The 21,064-nt window shown below is 68.4% G+C and carries 15 protein-coding genes and 1 pseudogene; 6 read left to right on the top strand and 10 right to left on the bottom strand.

Annotated elements, in window-relative coordinates:
- Positions 1 to 15: 15 nt before the first annotated feature.
- Together ACWD4O_RS46175 and ACWD4O_RS46180 are read left to right on the top strand one after the other, a co-directional pair.
- Entirely contained in the window at positions 16 to 2,286 is a 2,271-nt protein-coding gene (locus ACWD4O_RS46175; protein WP_451289087.1) for an MMPL family transporter, read from the top strand.
- Positions 2,283 to 3,017 (top strand): siderophore-interacting protein, encoded by a 735-nt coding sequence (locus ACWD4O_RS46180; protein ID WP_451289088.1) that lies wholly within the window; start codon positions 2,283 to 2,285, stop codon positions 3,015 to 3,017. Before ACWD4O_RS46175 ends, ACWD4O_RS46180 begins: the two co-directional genes overlap by 4 nt.
- A 371-nt stretch (positions 3,018 to 3,388) precedes the next feature.
- Here the strand turns inward: ACWD4O_RS46180 and ACWD4O_RS46185 are convergent, their stop codons facing one another.
- Entirely contained in the window at positions 3,389 to 4,783 is a 1,395-nt protein-coding gene (locus ACWD4O_RS46185) for a hypothetical protein (RefSeq protein ID WP_451289089.1), read from the bottom strand.
- A gap of 498 nt (positions 4,784 to 5,281) precedes the next feature.
- Here ACWD4O_RS46185 and ACWD4O_RS46190 point away from each other — a divergent pair, with 498 nt between their 5' ends.
- Together ACWD4O_RS46190 and ACWD4O_RS46195 are read left to right on the top strand one after the other, a co-directional pair.
- Positions 5,282 to 6,001 (top strand): hypothetical protein, encoded by a 720-nt coding sequence (locus ACWD4O_RS46190; protein WP_451289090.1) that lies wholly within the window; start codon positions 5,282 to 5,284, stop codon positions 5,999 to 6,001.
- A gap of 83 nt (positions 6,002 to 6,084) precedes the next feature.
- The gene (locus ACWD4O_RS46195; protein ID WP_451289091.1) at positions 6,085 to 6,585 is read left to right on the top strand and encodes a hypothetical protein; all 501 of its coding nucleotides are present in this window, start codon (positions 6,085 to 6,087) and stop codon (positions 6,583 to 6,585) included.
- 139 nt (positions 6,586 to 6,724) lie between these two features.
- On the opposite strand, the gene ACWD4O_RS46200 is transcribed toward ACWD4O_RS46195, so the two are convergent.
- From ACWD4O_RS46200 to ACWD4O_RS46215, 4 genes are all read right to left on the bottom strand, one after another.
- Positions 6,725 to 7,492 (bottom strand): transposase, encoded by a 768-nt coding sequence (locus tag ACWD4O_RS46200; RefSeq protein ID WP_451289092.1) that lies wholly within the window; start codon positions 7,490 to 7,492, stop codon positions 6,725 to 6,727.
- 75 nt (positions 7,493 to 7,567) lie between these two features.
- Positions 7,568 to 7,984: a hypothetical protein gene (locus ACWD4O_RS46205; RefSeq protein ID WP_451289093.1), complete on the bottom strand. Its 417-nt coding sequence runs from the start codon at positions 7,982 to 7,984 to the stop codon at positions 7,568 to 7,570.
- 558 nt (positions 7,985 to 8,542) lie between these two features.
- Positions 8,543 to 12,211, bottom strand: coding sequence for a S8 family peptidase (locus ACWD4O_RS46210; RefSeq protein WP_451289094.1), 3,669 nt, complete (start codon positions 12,209 to 12,211; stop codon positions 8,543 to 8,545).
- A 434-nt stretch (positions 12,212 to 12,645) separates the two neighbouring features.
- Entirely contained in the window at positions 12,646 to 14,277 is a 1,632-nt protein-coding gene (locus ACWD4O_RS46215) for a tetratricopeptide repeat protein (protein WP_451289095.1), read from the bottom strand.
- Between the two features lie 190 nt (positions 14,278 to 14,467).
- On the opposite strand from ACWD4O_RS46215, the gene ACWD4O_RS46220 reads away from it, so the two are divergent.
- Positions 14,468 to 14,800, top strand: coding sequence for a hypothetical protein (locus ACWD4O_RS46220; protein ID WP_451289097.1), 333 nt, complete (start codon positions 14,468 to 14,470; stop codon positions 14,798 to 14,800).
- Positions 14,801 to 14,862: 62 nt separating this feature from the next.
- Here the strand turns inward: ACWD4O_RS46220 and ACWD4O_RS46225 are convergent, their stop codons facing one another.
- From ACWD4O_RS46225 to ACWD4O_RS46245, 5 genes and pseudogenes are all read right to left on the bottom strand, one after another.
- Positions 14,863 to 15,426 (bottom strand): NB-ARC domain-containing protein, encoded by a 564-nt coding sequence (locus tag ACWD4O_RS46225; RefSeq protein ID WP_451289098.1) that lies wholly within the window; start codon positions 15,424 to 15,426, stop codon positions 14,863 to 14,865.
- Between the two features lie 188 nt (positions 15,427 to 15,614).
- On the bottom strand, positions 15,615 to 17,864 hold the full coding sequence (locus tag ACWD4O_RS46230) for a tetratricopeptide repeat protein (protein ID WP_451289099.1): 2,250 nt from the start codon (positions 17,862 to 17,864) through the stop codon (positions 15,615 to 15,617).
- A 52-nt stretch (positions 17,865 to 17,916) separates the two neighbouring features.
- Positions 17,917 to 18,426: a hypothetical protein gene (locus ACWD4O_RS46235; protein ID WP_451289101.1), complete on the bottom strand. Its 510-nt coding sequence runs from the start codon at positions 18,424 to 18,426 to the stop codon at positions 17,917 to 17,919.
- Between the two features lie 466 nt (positions 18,427 to 18,892).
- Positions 18,893 to 19,528: a tetratricopeptide repeat protein gene (locus ACWD4O_RS46240; RefSeq protein WP_451289102.1), complete on the bottom strand. Its 636-nt coding sequence runs from the start codon at positions 19,526 to 19,528 to the stop codon at positions 18,893 to 18,895.
- A 224-nt stretch (positions 19,529 to 19,752) separates the two neighbouring features.
- Positions 19,753 to 20,388 (bottom strand): annotated as a pseudogene (locus ACWD4O_RS46245) (hypothetical protein); the annotation flags it as partial.
- Between the two features lie 337 nt (positions 20,389 to 20,725).
- Between ACWD4O_RS46245 and ACWD4O_RS46250 the strand changes: the two are divergent.
- Positions 20,726 to 21,064 (top strand): hypothetical protein (locus ACWD4O_RS46250; RefSeq protein WP_451289103.1); only part of this gene is annotated, 339 nt, incomplete at its 3' end.

The following is a 21,064-nucleotide window of genomic DNA, read 5'->3' on the forward strand; positions in this document are numbered from 1 at the left end:
TCCTACGGTCGAGACATGGCAACTCTTCTCTACCGTCTCGGTAAAACCGCATACCGCCGCTGGCCGGTCTTCCTGACCGGGTGGCTGATCGCCCTGGTAGGTGTCGGTGCTGTCGCTGGCGCGTTCTCCAAGCCGATGACGAGCAGCTTCGCTATTCCGGGCATCCCCTCCATGCGGGCCGCCGAACTCCAACAGAAACTCTTCCCTGGCGCGCAGGATGTCGAGGCACCGACGATGACGATCGTTGTTGCCGCACCAAAGGGCTCGAGGTTGGCTGAGGAGCCATACTCGAGTGACATCGCCCGTCTGGTGAGCGATGTTGCCGCCCTGGAGCACGTCCCAGGCCCGGTTGCCGGCCCGGTCGAAGCCGCTGCCGCCCTCCGTCAGGCAGCAGGAAACTCGCCGGAGCGGCTCGCCGCGACCCTGCCGATCTCGACCGATGGCCGGGTGGGCACGATCGACTTCGCCTTCGACGTCCCCGAGGTGGCGGACGTGACACCTGCTATGAGGGCCGAGGTCATCGACATCCTGAGCAACGCACGCAGCGCGGGTCTGCAAGTTGAGGTCTCGGGACCTGGGATGGACACTATGTCCGCCCCGAGCAGCACCCCCGAAATCATCGGCATCGGTGTCGCGCTGGTCATCCTCGCTCTGACCTTCGGTTCGCTGGTCTCGGCCGGCATGCCGGTCGTCACGGCAGGTGTCGGCGTTGGTCTTGGCGTCCTGGGCATCACTGCGCTGACCGCGTTCGTCGACGTACCAGACACGACCACGATCCTGGCTACAATGCTCGGCCTTGCCGTTGGCATCGACTACGCATTGTTCATCCTCGCCCGCTACCGCAGTGAACTCCAGCATACTCAAGACCGCGAGGAAGCCATGGGCATCGCGGTAGGCACCGCGGGCTCGGCGGTCGTGTTCGCCGGCCTGACCGTCATCATCGCCCTGGTCGCGCTCGGCGTCGTGGGCATCGGGTTTCTCACCGCTATGAGCTTGGGCGCCACCGCAACCGTCGCCATCTCGATCCTGGTCGCCCTGACCCTGATCCCGGCCGTCGGCGGCATGTTGAAGTCGAAGATCTTCGGCGGACCGTTCCGCCGCTACGTCCCGGCCCGTGACCAGTCCGGCAAGGTCCTCAACCACGGTGTGCGCTGGGCACGCATCGTGGCCAGGGCACCCCTCGCGTGGATTCTGATCGTGGTGATCGGCCTCGGGGCGATGGCATTGCCCTTCAAGGACATCCGTATGGGACTGCCAGGCGACTCCACTGCTCCAACGGACACCACCGCGCGCAAGGCTTCCGACCTCATCACCGAGTCGTTCGGTCCCGGCAAGCTCTCTCCCCTGCTGGTCGTCGTCGATGGCCGTGACGGCACGCCCGCGCAGCGGCAGCGCGCATATGACCAGGTCACCGCGTGGGCTGCCGGACAGGACAACGTCGCCCATGCAGCCCTGGTCGGCACGAGCAAGAACGGCGCGATGGTGCTGGTCCAGTCCGCTGCCGGCCCGGAGTCGGTCGCATCCGAGAACCTGCTGAGCGACCTACGTGACACCGCGGCCATTGAGAAGCAGACCGGGGTCACCATCGGCGTCACCGGAACCGCGGCCGTGCAGGATGACATCTCAGCCAAGCTCAGCAGCGCATTGGTGCCCTACCTCGGCATCGTCATCGGGCTCGCGTTCTTGTTGCTGGTCTTGGTGTTCCGTTCGATCCTGGTGCCGCTGACCGCCACCTTCGGGTTCCTGCTCTCGATCCTGGCCACGCTCGGCGCCATGGTCGCCGTGTTCCAGAAGAGTGCCTTCGGGTGGTTCCCGGGCCAGCCGATCGTCAGTTTTCTGCCGATCTTCCTCATCGGCGTGGTGTTCGGTCTCGCGATGGACTACCAGGTCTTCCTGGTGACCCGTATCCGCGAGGCCCTTGTCCACGGCGCCTCACCGCAAGAAGCCGTGAGGGACGGATTCCGCAACTCGGCGCGCGTGGTGACCGCTGCGGCGCTGATCATGACGGCGGTGTTCTCCGGCTTCATCTTCATGGCAGACACGATGGTCAAGTCGATGGGCTTCGGCCTGGCGGTGGCAGTCATCTTCGATGCCTTCGTCGTACGGATGTGCCTCATCCCCGCCCTTCTGTATCTCATGGGCGACAAGGCCTGGTGGTTGCCGAGGTGGCTCGACCGCATCCTGCCCAACGTCGACATCGAGGGAGAGAACCGACACCGCCCGCACCTCGCGAGCTCCATAACCAATCCCGGTGACCAGCAACTGGCCAAGGCAGGCGAACGATGAACCACATTGACGATCCCTCATCCGGCAGCGGTCGATTCGACCTGAGCCGACGGCTGCTACCCGGCGGCCGTATCGAGGAAATCGAAGAGCTCACGCCCACCTCCATGCGGATGCGGCTGACCGGACCCAAACTGGCTGGTCTGAACTGGCAGCCCGGCGACCACATCCGGGTGCGGATCGGAAGCATGCTCACACTGCGTACCTACAGCGTCTGGAACGCCGATCCCAACCAGGGGTGGATCGACGTCGTCCTGTTCGACCACGGCACCCCCGACAGCATCGGCCTCCGATGGGCCGAAGCCGCCCGTCCCGGGCAGTATGTGGCGTTCATGCGCGACCCCCGGGCGATCCGCCTCAAGTCCGATGCCCACTGGCACCTCTTCGCCGGTGAAGAGACAGCCGCAGCCGGCTTCGGCTCACTGTTGCGCGCGTTGCCTGACGACGTTCCCGTCTTCGGCGTCCACCAGGCCACCACCGAGGTCGACCACATCGACCTGCCCCGGCCCCTGACCCGGATCGCACGCCACGGAACGCCTGCGGCCTCCTCCGGGCAGCTCGTCGACGCCGTCGCTGCCCTCGACCTGCCCGACACTCCGGGCGCCGCATATCTGGCCGGCGAGGCCCGCACCATCCAGATGATCCGCGGTCATCTCGTCAACGACCGCGGCTGGAACCGCCGCGACATCGTCACCAAGCCCTTCTGGACGCCCGGAAAGCGCGGAATGGACTGAGCAGCCGCACCCCAACTGAACGTGGTCGTTTGATTCCTGCTGGTCAGGCATGGTCTCGGTCGGGGTGAGGGAGACATCTGGCGTTCTGTTTCCCGCCGGCCGTCACCCCACAGGTCCGTTCAGCGGGCGAGGATGACTTCGACGGGGCCGTTCGGGCAGCCGGTGAGGATGTCGGTGAGCGCGTTCTGCCGGCGGGGTCTCGCCGCGGTGTTCGGGACAGCGGCGGTTGCCGTCACCGGCGGCGGGGTGGCAGCGGCGGCGATGCTGGTGCCGTCGCTTCGACGGATCGAGATCGACCGGAGCGGTGATTGAGCCGCAGCGGCGGACGGTGCGGCAGCTCAGCGTGTGGGCCGGGCACTCGAAAGGGGTGCTCAACGAAGTGGGCGGACACACTTTTCTGGATGAGCGGCAGCGATGTAGCGCATCGCGGCGCCGGTGCTGATCCCGAACAGCCGTATCAGGTGGAGGGGGTCTGCCGTGAGGCGGGCTTCGTCGAGGCTGCGGTCCTCGCGTAGTTGCCACAAGGACAGTTCCAGGGAGGGGCATGCTCCTTTCAGGGTTTTGACACCGACGGTCGGGTGATGGGTGTCCAGCGCGGTCTGCTGGCTGACCAGCAGGTGAGGGTTGGCGGAGTGCGGCCAGCGTCGATGACGCTCGGTGAGCCATTCGGCGGCGAGACGGTATGTCAGGTCTTCCAAGTGGAGAGTGTGGCGCCGGGGGCCACCACCGACGTCCAGCCGCCCCCGGGCCAGATCCAGATCAGCTACCAGCAGCCGGGTGATCTCCTGTGGAGGCAGAGCGTGCACCGCGGCGAGGGCCAGCACGAGTCTCCCGAACGCGCCCCGCGCGTGCTCCAGCAGCCCTTTGAGTCGGTCTGTGGGGATCGGCTGCGGCAGGTTCTCGACCTCGGCGAGGACCAGGCCGCGGGTGGGATCGCGGAAGACGAGCCGCTCCTGTTTCAGGGCACGGAACAGGCTCCGCAGGGCGATCAGGAGATTGCGGCCCCTGCTGCCGGGGACAGCACTGACACTCTGTCTGACCTGCGTTGCGGTGATCTCCCGCAGGCGCGTGACGCCCTCGGCGATCCACTGGTCCAGGACCGGCCGGAGGGCGAAGAGGTAGTGGCGGATGGCCCAGTAGCTGATGGCCTCGTGTTCACGTCGTCCCTCTCCGCGCAGGACGGACACCCAGATCCGCAGTTCGCTGCTGATCACTGGCGGCAGGGCGGCGAGGACCTGGTTGATCCACCTCTGGTCGCGGTCCTGGTACAGCCCGGGATCTTCGATGAGCAGGCCGCGGCCTTTGAGGAACTGGCAGACCCGCTTGGCCGCCAGATTGACGTCTGCCCGTGCGAGGTCATAAACGTCGCTCTCCAGGACGGGGGCATCCGCCCCGAGCCACGACACGAGGATCGTGAGCGTGCGCCGGTTCATCCACCGTGCCACTTTGGTCCAGTGCTGTTCCCTCGTCATGCGGTCGAAGAAGCTGACCAACTGCCGGGCAGCAGAGCTCAGTTCCGGCAAGCAGCCGGTGCGCCGGTCGATGTCCACCAGTGCTGACCAGTCCCGTGGCATCGCAAACAGCAGTTGCTGGTGCGGAAGAGTCGGCTGCGCGATGAGAGCGCAGGGAGCACGCACCGGCCGGAGGCGGCCGGGCCGGGCGCGGCGTTCCTCGGGTCGGCCGTCGGGATCGTTGCGCGTGGGCCGCAGGCCGCCGGGCAGTGGGTCGGCAATCCACACCTGGGTGTACGGCTGCTGCCCTGTCATGGCGTCCTGTTGTAGGTGTAACTGCAGGCAGCAGCCGCGACACCGCCCGTGCCGCAGCGGCAGTTCGCGCCCACAGCGAGTGCACGCCCCGGGTGGGCGCGTGCGCTTGTCGTGCCAGTTCTGACACCCCCGGCAGCGGCCGGAGCTGACCACCAGCGCCCATGCGCCGCAATCGCGGCAGGACCGGGGCGACGCCGATACGGCGCGAGGCGGCTGGTGCGATTGCAGGGCGCCCACGTCACCGGGCGGTTCAGGATTACGAGCGCCACTCTCCTTAACGAAACTGGACCCGCCCTTCAGGCTGATGATCTGAAGGTCGACAGCACGGGCTTCCTCGACGAGTTGCATGCCACAGGCCACAGTCAGCACGGTGCAGTGCGCTTGTCTGGAGCCCATGTCAGCGGACAGCTGAGCATAACGAGTAGCACAAGAAGAAAGGCCTTCATCTTCAACATGGCGGGCGCAGCCCTACACGCGGATGGGCTCCGGGTGGAGGGCATGACCAGCCTGGACAGCCTCGGGGCTGTCGGCAAAGGTGAGCACGGTGCAGTACGGCTAGCGGATGCGCACCTAACCGGCCAGCTATCCATGAGCCATGCCTACTTGCACAACAGTGACGGCCCAGCTTTCCAGGCCGATGCTTCAGTTTTTCTGGACCACATGACGGCCAACGGCAACTGTGAATTCGGGGCTGTCCGAATCATGCACGCGCACATCAGCCAGCAACTCAACTTGGCCGAAGCTGTCCTGAAAAACGACCGCGGGCCCGCTCTAGCCGGCGACGGACTCCGAGTCGGTGGAAGTATCGTCATCGGTAATCTGAAGGCTACGGGTACAGGCGAGCACGGCGCCGTACGGTTCCTGGACGCGCACTTCTCCGGCCGACTCTCGACTAGAGGCACCAAGAGGATCGAAGCCAGCCTGACCAATACGGGCGGCGGTCCTGCTCTCCGCGCAGAACGACTGAGAGTCGACAGCGACGTCGTCCTGGACGGTTTGACGGCCACCGGCCACAGCGAGCTCGCCACCCTCCATATGCCAGGCTCACAGATCGCCGGCGATCTGACCGTAGATGGGTCAGTGACCAACGAAAATGGGAACGGCTCATTCTCGACCTGCGTCACGCTCGAGTGCACGGTCAGCTGTCCCTTTTCAACCACGCATTCTGGACAGAATCCTTCGGCAAGCCGGAGAATGAGAGGCCACAGTTGCAGCTGAACGGTCTCACTTACCGACCTAAACCCACAGCGACCGATACTGAGACCGAGCCCCATCTCTGGCTCAATGTACTGCAGAAATGCATGCCCCAATACGCGCCACAGCCCTATCGACAGCTGGCGGAGGCGTACCGGAATGCCGGAGATGAAGAGCAAGCCAAGAAGGTCCTCATCGCCCAGCAGGACGCTTCCCGCGCAACCCTGAACCAGGCGTCCAAGGCATGGCATTGGGTCTCTGGCTGGACCGTGCGGTACGGCTATCGGCCTGGCCACGCCTTCGCAGGGTTGGTCGGCGTACTGGTCGTTTCCTGCATTACCATAGTCTTCGCGGAATCTAAAGGGCTGCTAATCCATCCCAGCGATGGTCGCCATTGCAGCGTTGTCGAGACCATCGGTTTCACAGTTAACCACACGCTACCTCTGCTGAGATTCGCGACGTATGGCAGTTGCACGCTTACCAAGAGTGGAAGCGGATGCGTGCAAACCTTCTACCTGGGCATGCTCCTCCTGCAAGCCCTAGGCTGGGCACTCCTCACCCTCTTCGTCGCAGGATTCACAGGCATCATCCGCAAACCCAGCACCTGAATGCTTGTTGGTGCTCACGGGGATCAAATGTCCGGTTGGCTGTGACCACCGCCTGCTGGCGCCACGTAGCGGCGCAGTCTTTCTAAGGGCTGTCCCGCAATTGATCTTGTCCGCTCCTGGTAGCCGGGCGGCCGTCCGATCAGCGGGCCTGGCGAAGGTTGTGCAGGTGGGCGATACCCAGGATCGCGTAGTAGACGCCGTCGCCCTTGAGTCGGCAGTCGCGAAGGATCTTCCAGGTCTTCATGCGAGCGAAGACGTGCTCGACGCGGGCCCTGACCTGTTTGTGGGAGCGGTTGTGCTCCTGCTTCCATCCGCACAGTTCGCCGCCCGCGGGCCGGCGATGAGGGACCACCAGGTCAGTGCCCTGGTAGCCGCCGTCGGCGATGGTCGTGGTCCTGCCGACGGCTGCCCTCGCACCCGATTCTGCCCACGCCTTGCAGTCGTTGCGGTTGCCCGGCACTGGTCGTCCGACCGCGACGACCAGCCGTGTGTCAGCGTCGACGACCACTTGGTGGTTGGTCGAGTACCTGTAGTTCTTGGACTGCTCGGCGATGCTGTGATCGCGGGTAGGCACCAGCGTGCCGTCGACGATGAGCACGGTGCCGGCGTGGAAGCGCTGCCGCTGCTTGAGTGCCAGCAGCGGCCCGATGTGGTCGATGATCCGGTCGGCGGATGACTTGGAGATGCCGAACAGTGGGGCGAGCTGCCGCAACGTCAGGTTGGTCCGCCAGTACCCGGCGACCAGGAGCACTCGATCTTCCAGCGGCAGTGACCAGGGACGCCCTCGGCGAGTCCGATCGGCGCCTTCTCGGCGTAACAGCGTGACCAGCTTTCGAAAGTCGCGCGAGCGCAGCCCAGTGGACGGGGATATCCAGGACGGTTCCGCTGCCGTGATCACTCCAGCCACAGCGGGATCTTCTCAGGGCGGACCACGTATTGACCGCTCACATGGCCAGCGCGGCATTGGGCGTCGACGCGGCGCTCAGGTCGTATCGCGCTTCGCGGCCGACGGAGGGGGCGGTTGCTCGTCGCGGCTCTCCGAGGTGAAGGCGTCGCGGCGAGCGAGGGTCACCGACAGAGGCAGGCCCAGCCGCTCGGCTGCGCGGCGCCGGACACGCACCTGAGCTCGGGTCCGGGGTCGGAAGGAGGGGAGCCGCGAGCAGCCGCAGCCAGGGCGGTGATCGTAGGTCAGCCCCTCCGCGAGCACAGTCGCAACGACGGACCATGCCTTCGTGTCGCGTCGCCGGGGCGCGGCGAAGTCGTAGCCGGCGAAGACGAGCTGTTCACGACAGCCAGGACAGATGCGCTTCCGGATCGGCCATGTGCTGCCTTTGAAGGAGAGCCGGCATGCGATGCACACGTAGTGCCGGAAGGCGCCGTTGAACGCGTGGTAGCACATGGTCCGACAGGGTACGCATCGTCCGCGGGCGGGCCCAACCGGATTCCTGGAGCCCGATCTGGCCAGTCGGCCGCCCGGTCAGTGTCGCTGTACCACACGAGGGGTGCGGACGCGCGAATAGCGGGACAGCCCTTAGACGGCTCCTCGCGAAGCAGCCCCGCCTCGTACGTGGTCGCCATCTCCTCGGCGGTGGCGGCCAGCAGTTCGGACTCCGTCTCGCGCCGCCGGATCAGCGCGCGGATCGCCACCCGGGGGTCGACCGCCCGTAATCCGCCCATGGAGTCCGGTGGTTGCAGGAGCCCGAGCGTGAACAGCCGGTTGCAGGACTCGAGGACCCGGGCCGGGGAGGCACCGGTCAGCAGCGCCCAGCCGGACGCGCCGGCGTCGGGCTGGTTGAGGATGGCCTGGTACAACATCTTGTCGAACGCGGCGACCCCCACCGCGGCCCAGGGGCTCGCGGCAGGGGTCTCCCTTGCCGTGTGGTATGCCGTGTTCACCACGGCCCGGCACGGTAGACGATCTTTGTTGAGAATTTCCGCAATGTTTGGCGGCGGTCGTCTACTTCAGGCCGAACGCCCGTACGACCGTCTGGTCGACCGTGTTGCCGTCCCGGTCGGAGGCCCGTACGCGCAGCGACACGAACCCGGCGCCCTTCTTCGGGTGCTTGAGCTCCGCCTTGCCGTTCTTGACCTTCACTTCCTTCCAGGAGGTGCCGTCGTCGTACGAGACCCAGGCCTTCAGGGAACCGGCGGTGACGCCGCCCGACTGGTTCCGGAGGGAGAGGCCGAGCTTTGACGTGTGCCCGGCCTCGGCGCTGTTGAGGAGGTCGATCCCGGCCACGTCGTAGTCGACCGAGAGCACCCCGAGTGCCGTCTGCTGGTCCGTGTGCGCCGAGGCGAAGGACCATTCGGTGTGGGTGCCGGTGGAGTACGACGCCCAGTCGGCCGTGCGCTGTGCGTCGACCACGAGGCGGTACGAGGACTTCGCCGCCGGGACGGTGAAGGTGCCGTAGCCGCCGAGCGCGGTGTCGCCGACCAACTGCCCGTCCGCGTACAGCTTGCCCTTCGCGGTGTCCAGGACGTTGTCCACGGATCCGTAGTGGCCCGGTTCGGAATCGCTCAACTCCGGGATCCGGAAGGAGAGTTTGTCACCGGTGCGCTGGGAGAGGCCGTACCGCTGGGCGGTCGCCGGGCGGACGACCTGGCTCAGCCAGTCCTCGGCGGGCTGCTTGCCCGCCTTGTCGAAGGTCCGCACGAGACCCCACTGAGGCTGGGTCGCCTTCCAGTTGGCATAGACGGCGTGCCAGATCCGGGTGTCGGAGACGTTGTAGTACTCGGTGCGCTCCGTGCCGAGCTGCACGTTGGTGCTGGTCGCGATGTCGGCCCCCTGCCAGGGGCGGAACCGGTACACGGCGTCCTTGCCGACATCACCGGCCCGGGCCCCGTGGTAGCGAACCGTCTGCTTCACCGTGTTGGAGCTGTTCAGGTTGTACGTCTGGTTGGCCGAGACGGCCCCCACCTGCGGGAACATCACGTTGTACACGTACGGACTGACCGGAGTGCCCTTCAGCTTCAGCTTGACCTTCTTCCCGCTCTTCAGCAGGGCGCCGAGCTTCGCGCCGTCCTCGCCGGTGGCGAGCATCAGCGGGATGGTCATGCTCTGCACGGAGCCGAGCCAGTACCCGGGCGTCTCCTGGTAGGCGAGGACGTAACCGGCCCCGGCCGCCGTCGCGTTGGTCAGTGCCTCGTCCGCCCTCTTGCCGGCGCCCACGTGGACGACCGCCACCTTGCCCTTGACGTCGAGTCCCTCGAAGTCGGCCGCGGTTCCGGCGCCCGCGTCCACCGCCCGCACCGTGTGATCACCGCTGATCTTCACGGGGAGGCCGCTGTACGTCTGCGCGTAGTCGAGGGGCAGCGCGTACTTCTCCGGGCCGGTGACGCTCGCCGTCAGCTCCTTGGCGTACAGCCGGAACTTGGCGGAGAACTCGAACTCGCCCTGGGTGACCTTCTCGGTGGGCGCCACATAGACGTGGTCGGTCCACCAGCCCTGGCTGTAGGTCACCCCCAGGCCGGTGCCCGGGCCTTCCCGGTGCCAGTTGGTGGTGAAGCCCCGGAACTCGGAGTCCTCCTGGGTCTTCGGCTTGATCTCGACCGCCTTGCGGGCGTCGAGGACGACCTCGGTGTCCTTGTCGACCTCGATCTCCGGATCACCGACGATCGAGGTCTCGACCTCCAGCCCGGCCGCGTCCCGCCTGGAGATCCAGGACGCCGTGGAATACGTACCGGCCGGCACCTTGAAGGTGTAGCCGCTGCCGATGAACCCGTAGGTGTCCGCGTACGCGCCGTTCAGCTCCTGCAGCATGAAGAGCGACGCGGACGTGGACGGCTTGCCGTCGCGGCCCAGCAGCGACACCTTCAGGTCGTAGGTCTTCGGCAGCTTCTCGAAGCCGATGGCGGTGGTGACGAGGACACCGTCGGCGCTCGCGGTGATGTGGCCCGTGTACCGGCCCGTCGCCTCCTTGGCCGGGTCGACCGTGACCGCGACGGTGGCGGTGCCCTTCGCCGGGACGGTGACCGTGTCCGCGTTCAGTGCGGCGTCGCGAAGTGACGAGGACACCTTCAACTCCACCGCTTTGTCGGTGGTGTTGGTGTACGTGATGTCCTTGGTGGCGACCTCGGTGTCGGCCTCCTCGTACTTGCCGAAGCTCAGTGCCGGGGTCGCGAAGACGCCCTGACTGACGGCCCGTACGGCGTCGACCCGGCCGTCGCCCTGCTGGAAGACGTCGGCGTCCGGCATGGTCTTCGCCGTGGTCGCCAGCGCCTGCTTGATCTGCTGGCCCGTCCAGTCGGGGTGGGCCTGGGCGACCAGCGCCGCGGCGCCCGCGACGTGCGGGGTCGCCATCGACGTACCGCTCGCCGTCGAGTAGTAGTCGTCGACCGGTGTACTGCCGGCCATGGTGGTGCCGGCGGCGCGGGCCGCGGTGATGGCCACACCCGGCGCGGTGATCTCCGGCTTGACCGCGGAGTCGCCGAGGCGCGGACCGCGGCTGGAGAAGGAGGCCAGTTTGTCGGACTTGTCGACGGCGCCGACCGTCAGCGCCGAGTCGGCGATGCCCGGGGTGCCGACCGTCTGCTCGGCCGGACCGGAGTTGCCCGCCGCGATCACGAAGAGGGTGCCGGTGGAGGCGGACAGCTCGTCGACGGTCTCGCTCAGGATGTCGGAGGGGCCGGTCGCCGTACCGCCCAGCGACATGGAGACGATCTTCGCCCCGGAGTGGGCCGCCCAGTCCATGCCCGCGATGATCCACGAGTCCTGGCCGTGGCCGGTGTTGTCGAGCACCTTGCCGACGAACAGATCGGCGCCCGGCGCGACGCCCTTGCGCTTGCCGTCCGAGGCCGCGCCGGAGCCGACGATCGTGGACGCCACATGGGTGCCGTGGCCGTGACCGTCCTGCACCGCCTCGCCCGGCACGAAGCTCTGCGTCTCGGCGAGCTTCCCCGCCAGATCCGGGTGCCCGGTGTCCACGCCCGTGTCCAGGACCGCGACGTCGACGCCCGTGCCGTTGTAGCCCGCCCGCCACACCTCGGGTGCGCCGATCTGCGGGACGCTGACGTCGAGGGACGCCTGCACCTTGCCGTCGAGCCAGAGCTTGTCGATGCCCTCGCCGAGCTGCTTCGCGGCCTTCGAGGTGGGCTCGGTGCCGAGGGCCGGGGCGATGTCCGTCCAGAACGAGGTCGACTTCTTCGCGCTCAGCGCGGCCCCGTCGATCGCGGGCAGCGCGAGCGTCCGGCGTGCGCCCTCGGGGGTCACGCTGCCGCTCTTGTACGTCGCGATCACCGGCGTGGTGCCGGTCTTCGAGTCCGCGTACCCCTGCTTCACCAGCTGGGTGACGTTGAACAGGGCCGGATCGAGACGGCCCGCCTTCACCAGCGGGATCGCGTCCGCCGGCAGGACGCTGACCTCGCCGTCGCGCTCGGTGGACAGGAAGGTGGCGGCCTCACGGCCCTTGCCGCGCTCGATGTCGACGGCGGACTTGCCGTCGGGCCCGGTGGTGACCGAAACCGTGTCGCCCGTGATGAGGGTGACGGTCTGGGTGTCGGCGTGTGGTGCCCGCGTGGTGTCCAGCTGGGTGAGCGGGGACGCGGGATCGGCCGCGGCGGGCGTGACCGCCCCGGCGAGCAGCCCGGCCGCTCCTGCCACGGCCCAAAGGGCGTGGAGTCTTCGCATGTGTGGAGGTCCTCCCCTGAACGCTGAAACGCCTCCGCCCTCGTGGAGCGGAAGCCAGTACTCAGAGTGAGTGCCGCGCGCAAAGCGACTCAAGGGATTGCTGTGGCCAGGGAGTGCCAATGCCCTTCTCGGCCACGAGGGTTGACGGGCGGATAGGGCTTCGGAGCGAGCAGCCGCACCCCAAAGTCACTCGCCCGACAGTGCAATCGGGGGTTCAAAGACGGGTTCTGACCTCTGGAACCTGAAATCCCGTGGCTGGCACAGGATGAGGCGCTGGCCGAACAAGATGAGGGCCGTGGAGTGCCAGGTCGCGGCTGTGAGCGTTACTGCTCTGTCCCCGTCACTGCAGCGGACGGCTCCCGAGAGGACAGAGCACTGCCCGCTTTTGCCCCCCTCGGCGCTGACCGGGTCCGCGCGCGGGCAGGTGGCGGCGTTCAGAGCTGTGAGTCGGGAGTGGGGCTGGAGTGCCGAGTGTGCAGTCGGTGTACATGTGCGGCGGCTTGATCGGCGGGGAGTCCGGCGGCTTGCAGCCACCCGAAGATGTTGTTTGCGATGACCTGGATGAGGGGGTCGTCGGGGCTGAGGAGCCGGCCCGCGTCGCGGAGCATCGTGGTGAGGACCTGGACTGCACCGGCTGGGTCGCCGGCGCGTCCCTGCCACATCGCGAGCCTGTCCTGCACGGCAAGGACGAGCGGGTTGTCGTGGTCGGGGTGACGCCGGATGTGGGTGAGCAACTGCCGGTAGGCGTCGGCAGCAGATGAGGCATCTGCGCTCGTGTTCTGCCATTGATCGAGCGTGTTGAAGGCGGCGCGTGTGCGGGGGTGGCCGGGGCCGAGCACGCGTATCTGTTCGGCGAGGACTTCGGCGAGAGCGGACGTGGCTGCTGCAGTGTCTCCGGCCCGGTGACGCATGACCGCGAGCTGGTGACGGACACTGAGATTGTTCGGATGCCCGACGGACAGATGCTGTTGCTGGTCACGCAGGAGTTGTTCCAGGTCCTGCACAGCTTCCCCGGGGAATCCCGCCTGGCCCCGCTGCAACGCCAGGCTGCAGCGGGAGCCGAAGGTGTCCGGGTGGTGCGGTCCGAAGATCCTCGCACGGTCGGCCACCACTTCCTCGAGCGCTGAGACCGCCTCCGCATGGTGTCCGGCATTGCCTCGCAGGTGGGCGAAATTGTGGCGAGCGGTGATCACCTCGGGGTGGTCGGGGCCGAGTACCTCCCGCATGTCCGGGATCAGCTTCTGGTAGCCGTCGAAGGCGTTGTCGAATTCTCCCGCCTCTCCCTGCCAGCGGTGCAGGCTTTGCCGGGTGAACAGCACGCGCGGATGCCGCTGGCCGAGCGCGCGTCGTCGATCCTGCAGGAGGGCCTGGAGCGAGGTGATGGCGGCGCCGGCGTCACCCGACTCGCCCTGCCACCGCGCGAGGTTGTGACGGGCGGTGAGCGTGTGCTCGTTGTCGGCGCCGTACTCCTCCTCCATGTGCGGGATCAGCTCCTGGTAGATGCCGATCGCTCCCGTCACGTCCTCGCACGCGCCCTTCCAGTAGGCGAGGTTGTGAAGAGTCGCGAGGATCGCTGATCGCGTTGCCTGCGTTCGCCTCCGGTCCGCGAGCGCCTCCTCGAGTGCGCGGACCGCCCCGAGAACGTCTCCTGCCTCGCCGCGGGTGACGGCCAGGTTGTGGCGGATCACCAGCGTGGCAGGGTCGTCGGGGCCGTGCAGCTTGCTGTGACGATCCTCCAACTCCTCCAGGATTGCCACCGCGGCGCGATGGCTCCCGGCCGTGCTCGTCCAGCGGGCGTGCTCCATACGGACGATCACGGTGTACGGGAGATCGCGGCCGAGCCGCTCGTGCGCGAGCTGAGCGAGAGCCGCGAAGTGGCTGACTGCCGAGAGGATGCCGCCGGATTCGCCGATGCTGACGCCGTGACGGTGGAAGAGACTGTGCACGGTCTCGTTCTGCCACAGAGGACTCGGCTCGTCGAGGTCATGCCCGGTCAGCACATGCGCGTTGGCTCGAAGCCGTTGCGCGTGCTCCTGGTCCTGCTCGGCCTCCGGCCAGATGTCCATCAGGGCATCGGCGCAAGCCGGGAGGACGGCTGCCCTGCGCGCTGCACGTGCGTCGTGGGTTTCGGAGGGCGGCTGGTACTCGCGCACGGCACGCTGGATGAGCTGGTGCACATGTACCAGCCAGTCCGTACGGCCGGCGCCGGCGGACGTGTGGTCGAGGAGATGGAGACGGTCCAGGGGTGGCCAATGTGTGTTCGGCGTCGAGTTCATCGGCGTCCCGGCCGGCACCGCTGCCATCGGTGAGGTAGGCGCGGGCGGATTCGGTGGTGAACAGGGCGTCGGGGATGCTGGCCGTGCCGTCGAGGACGGCGGCGAGCTCCATCATCGGGCGGGCCATGCCACGGGTGTGCTCATCGGCCTGCTCGATGGAGATGTCCCACAGGGCGGCAAGCGAGCGATCGGTGAAGCTGCCGCGCACGGCCGGTGTGAGCCGGTCCAGGGGCAGCCGCCGGTCGGCGAGCAACTGCCGGTAGCGGGTGACGGTGCAGGAAGGGTTGTAGTCGAGGTAGGCGGCTGCCCGTGACAGCGCCAGAGGCAAGTGACCGAGGTCGCCGGCGAGTTCTGCCAAATCGTCGTCGGAGTCAGTCAGGACCGACCGGCGCAGCGTGCCGCCGAGGTGGTGCAAAGCTTCCGGGGACTGAAGAGTCCGATCGGCAGGAAGGAGTGACCGCTGAGGACGGCGAGATCACTCTCGCGGCTTCGCGTGGTGATGACCACCCCGCCCGTGCCTTGGGTCTGCCTGGGCGGCCACAGCCCTTCCAGAGCTCCGGGGGACGGGACGTCGTCCAGCACGATCAGCCAGTCGCACGTGGTGGTACGCAGCCAGTTCACGAACTGCTGCGCCGCGAGCAGGGTGTCTTCGCCGTCGGCGGCGAGGCCGAGCGTGCGGGCCGCTTGAGCGTAGGAGCCGGCTACGGCCTGGGCCGTGCCGGCCGGCACCCACATCAGCAGCTCCACCTCTTGGGCAGCGACGGCGTGGCAGTAGTGGGCGGCCAGCGAGGACTTGCCGACGCCCCCGGTGCCGGTGACCACCCGCCCCTGCACGCGCTGGCTGGCGCCTCGAGCGGCGGCACGCTGGTCTGCCTCCAGCGCCCGCGCCAAGCGGTCACCCTCCTCGCGTTCGATGAAGCCGCTGTCCGTTTCGGGCACCAGCCCGAGCCGCAAAGGCGTGCTGCGGACCGATCCGTCCCGTGCGCCAACCCGAGCCTTGCGAATTCCCGGTGCCGGCGCCTCACATCGCGCAGCCCTGCCGCTCTGCGCGATGCGGCGCAACGCCTCCCACCGCTCAGGAGTACGCGAAGAGCCCGCAGGAGCACGGCTTTCGAGCAACACCGTGGTCACGATGGTGGAGTGCGGCCATCTCGCTCGGCAATGGCCGACGTGAGATTTTCTCGGGCCACCACCGTGATCGAATGCTCCTCACCCAGCCCCCGCAGAGCATCAGTGAGGATCTGTTCGTACAGCAAGATCGCCCGCCCCAGGTCCCCCACTGACGCGTAGACGCCAGCGAGGTTGTTGCCGGATGTCAGGGTGGTGGGGTGGGCCTCGCCCAGCACCTTCACCATGCCCTCAAGCGCCTGCTCGTGCAGGGGGATGGCCCGCCCCAAGTCACCCGCCGACGCGTAGGCGCCCGCGAGGTTGTTGCGGGAGGTCAGGGTGGCGGGGTGGTCGGTGCCCAGCAGGCGGATCCGATCCTTCAGGGTCTGTTCGTGCAGGGGGATGGCCCGCCCCAGGTCCCCGGCAGTTTCGTAGGCGAGGGCGAGGTTGTTGCGGGAGGTCAGGGTGGCGGGGTGGTCGGTGCCCAACAGGCGGATCCGATCCTTGAGCGTCTGTTCGTGCAGGGGGATGGCCCGCCCCAGGTCACCCGCCGACTGGTAGGCGTAAGCGAGGTTGTTGCGGGAGGACAGGGTGTCGGGGTGCTTCCTGCCCAGCACCCACACCACGGCCTTGAGGTTCTGCTCATACAGCGGGATCGCGTGGTCCAGGTCCCCCGCCGAACGATAGGCGTAGGCCAGGCTGTTGCGGCAGGCCAGGGTGTCGGGGTGCCTTCTGCCCAGCAGCCTTACCTGGGCGGTGAGGCATCGTCGAAGGTACCCGATGGCCTGGTTCGGCAGGCCCTGGACGGCGAGGAAGATCCCAGCGCCATGGAAGATCCGGACGGTGGTCACCGTATCTGCGTCCACGGTCGTGCGGTCAGCGAGGGCTTCGATGTGCGGGAGCAGGGCGCGCCAAACTCGCCAACTGCCGGGGTCCTCGCTGGAAGCCGGCAGGGAAGTGCTCAGGTTGGCGATGGCCTGTTCGCGGGCTTGACCGATCTGATGAGGGGCGCGGTGGAGGTCGGACGGGTCGGGTGTGCGGGCGAGGGCCTGGACGAGGCGGTGGACGGCCAGAGTGCCGGTGGCCGGGTCGGGGGTAATCATGCTGTAGGCGGTGAGCAGGCCGAGCGCCTCGTCGCGTACGGGCGGGTCGGCCAGGGCGGCCAAGGCGGTGGGGATGTGGTCGGGGGCGTACCAGGCGAGGGTGCGCAGCAGGTCGGCGGCGGCGGGTTGGAGGTGGGTGATGCGGTCGAGGGTGATGTTCCAGATCCGGGCGATGGTGCGTTCGGAGGGGGTGGTGGCCGCGCCTTGGCGGAACATCTTTGCCGGGTACTGGGTGAGCAGGTGCAGGTAGGCGCGGGGGGTGGTGAGCGGGTTCTGGGCAAGGTAGGCGGCGGCTTGCTCGATGGCGAGGGGGAGGTGGCCGAGTTCGTCGCACAGCTCGGCGGCGCCGTCGAGGTCCCGCTCGGCGTGCTGGGTGGTGGCGGTGCGGGTGAGCAGGGCGAGAGCTTCGGCCGGTTCGAGGACGTCGAGGCGGACCAGCGTGGTGGCGTCGCTCCAGACGGTGGCGAGGCGACTGGTGATCAGGAACCGGCCGGTGCGGGCGCGGGCGATCAGGGAAGCGATGTCGGCGGGATCGTTGACGTTGTCCAGGACGATCAGCCAGCCGGTGTGACCTGCCAGCCACTGCAGCCCCCACTCGGCTAGCGCCTCGGCTGTCAGGGCCCGGGACAGAGCGGGCTGGAGCGCGATGGCGAGATCGACCAGGCCCTGCCGGACGGCTGCGCGGCTGTCGGCGGTGATCCAACGGACCGGCGCGTGACCGTGGGGGCGAGTGGCGGCCCAGTGAGCGGCCAGCGTGCTCTTGCCGATCCCGCCGAGCCCGTGGACCGCTTGGACCAGGACCGCGCCGGGGGCGGCCAGGGCGGCATCCAGACGGCCGAGTTCGTTTCCACGGCCGACGAACGGGCCCGGCTGGCGGGGCAGGTCGTCCAGGTCCGCCGGGGCGTCCACCTCGGCCGGTGGCCGCAGTGCCCCGGGTGGCAGCTGCACGGTGGAGGAGTAGATACCGGTGTTGACGAACGCGCCGTCGCTGCCGGTGACGTTGGCGTTCCCGCTGTGGAGTACCTCCTGCCATGTGCCCGCCGGTCCGGCAGGCGCGGGAGGCCGGGCGCCGCCGACGGCCGGCGGCGCGAGGCCGTCCTCGATTTCCGGCACGGCCGGGGCGGCACTCCTGCCGGTGCCGCCCTTGCGCCACGGCCATCGGAGCATGCCGTCCCCCCCCCTGAATTTCCTTGATCATTTCTGGTGGTGGCAGGAGGGGCTAGTCGTTGACGATGCCGCTGACGGCGCTGGAGCCCGCCCCGGTGGCTTCCGCGTCCCCGGTGTGCACCGCCTGCGCCGGGCCCAGGCGGCCGCCGCCGGTGTTCTTGACACCGCTGGTCGCGCTGCCCCCGTCACGGGCCACCGCCCGCCCCGTCTCGACGGCCGTGGCACTTGCCGAAGCCGCGACGAACACCAGCAAGTCGCGCAGCTCGGCGGCGGCGCGCTCCCGTCCGGCCTCGTCGAGCTCCTCCAGCAGGATTTCGAACCGTGCGGCCCACACGCCTTCCTGCCGCAGCCGCTGCGCAGCGACATCCGCCGCAGCATCCGGTGCGAGGACCCGCGCGGTCTGATCCAGGCGGTCGAGCTCGGCCGCCGCGCGCGCGGTGCCGGCACGGCCGAAGATCTCCCCCACCCGGTGCCGCAGCCCGTTCCATGCATCCGTGCCCGCGGCCTGGACCACCGCACCGCCGCCCGCCGCCGCCAACGCCGCCAGAGCCTCCGCCAGCATGCCCCACCCCTCTCGCAGGGCCGGGCCGAACCGGCCCGGCCCTGAAAAAACTACATGCCGTACACGTATCCGTACGCCTGGTAGCCCTACATGGTTCCCGCCCCCGTCCAATCGTGGTCAGATTCCCCATCGCTCCGGTTCGCTGCGGCCACCGAGGGACTCTCACTAACACGAACTCGCAACAAGCCACTTCGCTGTTCTCCCTGCGAGCAACGGTCGGACCCTGATCTACGGTGAGGAGAAGGCCCAGACGAGGGTTCCCGTCCCGTCGGGGTGAACGGCCACTTCCCAGCCCGTGGGCCAATTGGCAGGGCGGCGGGAGGCGTCAGGCGCGACGGCGACGAGGGTGCCGATGCGGGCGCCTGCGAGGCCGATGCTCTCGTTGCCTGCGTCGCAACGGAGTCCGGCCGGTGATGCGGCTCGTCGCCAGAGCGGCCGCCTCTTCGGGCTCCCCGCCCCATCTGCCTCAGCCCTGCCAGTGGAGAGAGTCAGACCGGCCGGAACCGGCTATCCCTTGCACCCCTGTCGAACGCCCGGGCTCCATACGCCGATGCGTGCGGAGCCCGGGCGCGGCCCGTCCTCGGGCGTCCGCATAGTGGTCCGGTTCCATCGCGGCTGGGTGCTGGACGCTGCCGCGCCGTCGACGCGGCGCAGTGTGCGGGTTCTGGGGGAGGGGCTGGTGGAGACGGCCGGCCGGGAGACGAATGCGGAGCTGTCGGCGTGGGAGGGCCGACCGGTGCGCTGGGCGGTGCGCCTGACGGCCGCCGGGCACGACCTGCTCGCCGTCGTTAATGGACGCCATCCGCTGCATCCCCGGCCCGGCCGCGCCAGGCGGCGAGGTTGTTCCGCGGGACAAGACCCTGCTGTGGTTCGGGCCCAGCACCCGCACCAGGTCGGGCAGCAGTGCTGCGTATGCCTCTGCGGCACCCGCCGCATCACCCGCATTGCCCCACCACACTGCCAGGCAGCTGAGGGCGCCAAGTGTGTCGGGGTGATCTGGGCCGAGGTGTCGACATGCGGCGTCGGCGAGGCGTTGATAGTGGATTGCTGCCGCTCTGACCTGTCCACTCCTGCCGAGACTTCGTCCGGCACGAGAGAGCACCCAGTGGTGGCCGTCGGGTCCCCACAGAGCGCCTCGACGTGGCGGGTGAGGGCGTCGGTGTTGGCACGCAGGGATTGGGCGAGATCTGTGTCGCGTTCGATGTCGGGCCAGGCGGCGAGCAGGGCGTCGGCGGCGGTGCGTGCGAACTGGTTGTACAGGTCGGCCGGGAGCCGGTCGCGCATGGCTCGTTGGATGAGTTGGTGGACGCGCACGGTCTGGTGCGGGGTGTTGGGGATGTGGTCGATCAGGCTCATGCGGTGCAGGACGCGCAGCGCGCCGGTCGCCTCCTCGGTGGAGACGGCGGGGGATTCTGGGGCAGGTCTGTCACTGCCCGGGACGGCCTGGTGGGCCGCGAGGTGTGCGAAGGCTGGGTCGCTGGTGAGGACCTCATGGGAGATGCCGTTGGGGTCGAGCATCGCGGCGAGCTGGAGCATGGGGCGGGCCAGGCCCGAGGGGCGGAGTTGGTCGGCGCGGTCCAGGGACAGGGACCAGGCCGCAGCCACGGTGGTCGGCTGGTTGTCGGGCAGGGTCCCGGGCTCGGGGAGCAGGTCGGGTATCTGGACTGAACGAAGCGCCTGTTCAGACGTCGGCTTCCGGGCCAGTCGGCTCTCGGTGCGACTGAGCGACCCCGGGGGCGTTGCCGTGTCGCAGGCCAGGGGTGCGGGATGAGCTCGGGCATGGAGGATGCGGCGGTGCGTGGCCACATCACCGCGTCGGGGACCCGGCTGTGACCGGCGTGGCCGTGTTCTGCGCGGTGGGCCGCGCGGACCCGGGCCAGGAGCGCCGTCAGGGCAGGAGACTCGAAGGTCGCCCGCTGGCCGTCGGTGAGCTCGTGGACCAGGGCGCTGAGCCCGGCGCATCCGAAGGTGCGGTGCGCGTAGTCGATCGCGGCGAGCACCGGGCCCTGGCAGGCGGTCACGTCGGCGGCTGCCGCAGCGCCCAAGGCGCTGCGGGTGAGGTCGGCGTCGTCAAGGGTGAGCTGGCCGCAGTCGCAGAACCCCATGCGCTTGGCCAAGGCGAGGGACTCCTCCTGGGGGAGGAGGTCGGCGATGGCGTCGACGGCCACGAAGCCGAAGTCGACAGCGACCTGGTAGGCGAGATGGCACACGGTCGAGTCGACGGCAAACTCGCCGTTCAGCGGGGCGTGGGCGCGGCCGACGGCTGGCGGCCGCGGCGAGGGCGTGAGGAGGGCATACCGTGTTCAACAGGCCCGACGCGCGGACGGACACCGCTACACCCCCCGCTTGGCGCACCGCGCGCATCTCACGGATCCGCCTCGGTCACGACCTCGCCGGTCTCACGTATGGCCTGATCGTTGGCGGACCAGACGTCGCCCCGTACTCGGTGTGGGTCACCTACCGGCGCGAGACCGGCACCACGGAGTACACCTGGCACGCCAACGTCTCCGGCTACCGCGTCCTGGCGAACGGCGTCGTCGACTTGGCCGCCGCCGCTGCGTCCGTCGTGGCCGAGGAACCGATCGACAACCGTACCTACGAGCTCGGCGGCACCGCGTTCACGATGAGTGACCTGGCC

It is taken from the genome of Streptomyces sp. NPDC002623, from assembly GCF_053592635.1.

Coding starts and splice junctions, on each gene's coding strand:
- ACWD4O_RS46175 (WP_451289087.1), top strand. CDS start 16: ATGGCAACTCTTCTCTACCGTCTCGGTAAAACCGCATACCGCCGCTGG.
- ACWD4O_RS46180 (WP_451289088.1), top strand. CDS start 2,283: ATGAACCACATTGACGATCCCTCATCCGGCAGCGGTCGATTCGACCTG.
- ACWD4O_RS46185 (WP_451289089.1), bottom strand. CDS start 4,783: ATGACAGGGCAGCAGCCGTACACCCAGGTGTGGATTGCCGACCCACTG.
- ACWD4O_RS46190 (WP_451289090.1), top strand. CDS start 5,282: ATGACCAGCCTGGACAGCCTCGGGGCTGTCGGCAAAGGTGAGCACGGT.
- ACWD4O_RS46195 (WP_451289091.1), top strand. CDS start 6,085: ATGCCCCAATACGCGCCACAGCCCTATCGACAGCTGGCGGAGGCGTAC.
- ACWD4O_RS46205 (WP_451289093.1), bottom strand. CDS start 7,984: ATGTGCTACCACGCGTTCAACGGCGCCTTCCGGCACTACGTGTGCATC.
- ACWD4O_RS46210 (WP_451289094.1), bottom strand. CDS start 12,211: ATGCGAAGACTCCACGCCCTTTGGGCCGTGGCAGGAGCGGCCGGGCTG.
- ACWD4O_RS46215 (WP_451289095.1), bottom strand. CDS start 14,277: ATGGACATCTGGCCGGAGGCCGAGCAGGACCAGGAGCACGCGCAACGG.
- ACWD4O_RS46230 (WP_451289099.1), bottom strand. CDS start 17,864: ATGCTCCGATGGCCGTGGCGCAAGGGCGGCACCGGCAGGAGTGCCGCC.
- ACWD4O_RS46235 (WP_451289101.1), bottom strand. CDS start 18,426: ATGCTGGCGGAGGCTCTGGCGGCGTTGGCGGCGGCGGGCGGCGGTGCG.